The organism is Mesorhizobium sp. M1A.F.Ca.IN.020.06.1.1 (assembly GCF_004023265.1).
Taxonomy (GTDB): Bacteria; Pseudomonadota; Alphaproteobacteria; order Rhizobiales; family Rhizobiaceae; genus Mesorhizobium.
Genome location: NZ_RZSR01000823.1, coordinates 1 through 2,731, shown reverse-complemented (window position 1 = coordinate 2,731; position 2,731 = coordinate 1). Strand labels below are relative to the sequence as shown.

The following is a 2,731-nucleotide window of genomic DNA, read 5'->3' as shown; positions in this document are numbered from 1 at the left end:
GGCCCATGATGGCGCGGCCGGTCTGCGACTTGCCGGAGCCGCTCTCGCCGACGATGCCCAGCCGCTCGCGGCCGAGCGAGAAGGAAACGCCGCGAACCGCCTGCACGATTCCGGTGCGTGTCGGGAAAGTGACGCGCAGATCGTCGACTTCGAGCAGCGTGCCTTTCGTTTGCCTATCGGAATTGCCGCTCATTGGTTGCCGCTCATCGGTCGCCACTCATTGGTCGCCACTCCGGGGATCGAGCGCGTCGCGCAGGCCGTCACCGAGCAGGTTGAAGCCGAGGCTGACGATGAGGATGGCAGCGCCTGGCGCGGCAGCCACCCACCACTGGTCGAGGATGAAGCGGCGGCCGGACGCAATCATCGCGCCCCATTCGGGCAGCGGCGGCTGCGCGCCGAGGCCGAGGAAGCCGAGGCCGGCGGCGGTGAGGATGATGCCCGCCATGTCGAGCGTCACCCGGATGATCAGCGAGGAGATGCAGAGCGGCATGATGTGGCGCAGCACGATGCGGAAGGGCGAGGCACCCATCAATTGCACCGCCTTGATGTAGTCGGAATTGCGCACCGTCAGCGTCTCGGCGCGCGCGATGCGCGCGTAAGGCGGCCAGGAGGTGATGGCGATCGCCAGCACCGCGTTCTCGATGCCGGGGCCGAGCGCCGCAACGAAGGCCAGCGCCAGCACCAGCTTCGGGAAAGCCAGGAAGATGTCGGTGATGCGCATCAAAATGGCATCGGTCCAGCCGCCGGCATAGCCTGCGACGGTGCCGACCAGCAGGCCGATGGGCGCGGCGATGATGGCGACGAGGATGACGACATAGAGCGTCCAGCGCGAGCCGTAGAGGATGCGCGAGTAGATATCGCGGCCGAGGTCGTCGGTGCCGAACCAATGCGCGGCGCTCGGCGCCAGCAGACGGGCATTCTTCAGGTCACCCACGGTTGGCGAGTAGGGTGCCAGCACGCCGGCAAGCGCGGCTACCACCACCAACGCGAGAATGATGAGCAAACCGACGAGCGCGAGCCGGTTGGCTGTGAAGCGCCGCCAGGCCACATAGGCGCGGCCGAGCCTTGCCTGCATGCGCGAGGACGGCCGCTCGCTGAGCAGCCATTCGCGACGGGTTTGCATCGTCTCGGCGCTCATTCGACTTTCGTCCGTGGATCGAGGAGCCGATAGAGCAGGTCCGACAGAAGGTTGATGGCGATGAAGACCGAGCCGATGATGATGGTGCCGCCGAGCACCGCGTTCATGTCGGCGTTCTGCAATGAATTGGTGATGTAGAGGCCGATGCCCGGCCAGGAGAAGACGGTCTCGGTCAACACCGAGCCTTCGAGCAGGCTGGCATAGGAAAGCGCGATCACCGTCACCATCGGCACAGCGGCGTTGCGCAGCGCGTGGCCCCAGATGATGCGCGTCTCCGACAGGCCCTTGGCGCGCGCGGCGACGATATATTCCTGCGCCATCTCGTTCAGCATGAAGGAGCGCGTCATGCGGCTGATATAGGCGAGCGCGAAATAGCCAAGCAGGGAGGCCGGCAGGATGATGTGGCGGTAGGCGTCGTAGAAGACATCCCACTGTCCCTGCATGGCCGCATCGAGCAGGTAGAAGCCGGTGATCGGCGTGAAAGTGTATTCGTAGACGACGTCGAGCCGCGCCGGAAAGGCGACCCATTGCAGCTTGGCGTAGAACAGGACGAGGCCGAGGAGCCCCAGCCAGAAGATCGGCACGGAATAGCCGATAAGGCCGATGATGCGCACGATCTGGTCGACGAAACTGCCGCGACGGACAGCAGCGAGCACGCCGAGCGGCACGCCGATGACGGCGCCGATGATCGTGCCGAGCGTCGCCAGCTCGATGGTCGCCGGAAAGACGCGGCGGATGTCGGACATCACCGGATTGGTGGTCAGCACCGAAGTGCCGAAATCGCCGCTGAGCGCGTTTTTGACGTAGATGTAGAACTGCTGGATCAGCGGCAGGTCGAGGCCCATCTCGCGGCGCGTGCGCTCGACGACGGCAGTAGGGGCCCGGTCGCCGAGCACGGCCAGCACCGGATCGATGGGAATGACGCGGCCGATGAAGAAGGTCACAGCGAGAAGACCGAGATAGGTCGTCACCGCGATGACCAGGAAACTGCCGAGCGCGGATAGAATGGCGACGGCACGGGCGCTGCCGCGCCCGGCCACCGCCTGGTTTTCAACTATGCTCACGCGGCGCGTCCGAGAACGCTATTCCTTCGAGACCGCACCGACGAAGTTGGTGTCGAAGCTCGGTCCGAGCGCGAAGCCCTTGAGGTTCTTGCGCAGGCCCGCCACTTCGAGCTGCTGGTGGATGACGACGAAGGGGCTGGTGTCGAGGATCTTCTTCTGCAGATCCTTGTACATGTCGGCGCGCTTAGCCGAATCCTTCTCCAGCAGCGCCGCCTCGGTCTGCTTGGTCAGGTCCGGAATGTCCCAGGCATTACGCCAGGCCAGGGTCTTGATCTTGGCGGCGTCGGAATTGTCCGGGTTCGAGGCGAAGGTCTGGGCATTGGAATTCGGGTCGAAATAGTCCTGGCCCCACTGGCCGATATAGATGTCGTGGTTGCGGGCGCGGTATTTGGTCAGCGTCTGCTTGCCGTCACCGGGAATGATCTCCAGCTTGATGCCGGCCTGACCCAGCGTCTGCTGGATCGATTCCGCCATGCCTGTCTCCGGCTGTTTACTGCGTACGTCCATGGTCACGCTGAAGCCGTTAGGC

At 64.6% G+C, this 2,731-nt stretch carries 3 protein-coding genes and 1 pseudogene; all 4 read right to left on the bottom strand.

The annotated features are described in order from the left end of the window. Positions 1-193 (bottom strand): annotated as a pseudogene (locus EOA60_RS27535) (ABC transporter ATP-binding protein); the annotation flags it as partial. A gap of 24 nt (positions 194-217) precedes the next feature. Further along, on the bottom strand, positions 218-1,138 hold the full coding sequence (nikC, locus tag EOA60_RS27530; RefSeq protein ID WP_095824242.1) for a nickel transporter permease: 921 nt from the start codon (positions 1,136-1,138) through the stop codon (positions 218-220). Then, positions 1,135-2,202: an ABC transporter permease gene (locus EOA60_RS27525; protein WP_095824243.1), complete on the bottom strand. Its 1,068-nt coding sequence runs from the start codon at positions 2,200-2,202 to the stop codon at positions 1,135-1,137. The genes nikC and EOA60_RS27525 overlap by 4 nt, the downstream gene beginning before the upstream one ends. 18 nt (positions 2,203-2,220) lie before the next feature. Beyond that, positions 2,221-2,731, bottom strand: a 511-nt coding sequence (locus EOA60_RS27520) for an ABC transporter substrate-binding protein (RefSeq protein WP_245502623.1), incomplete at its 5' end; no start/stop codon positions are given.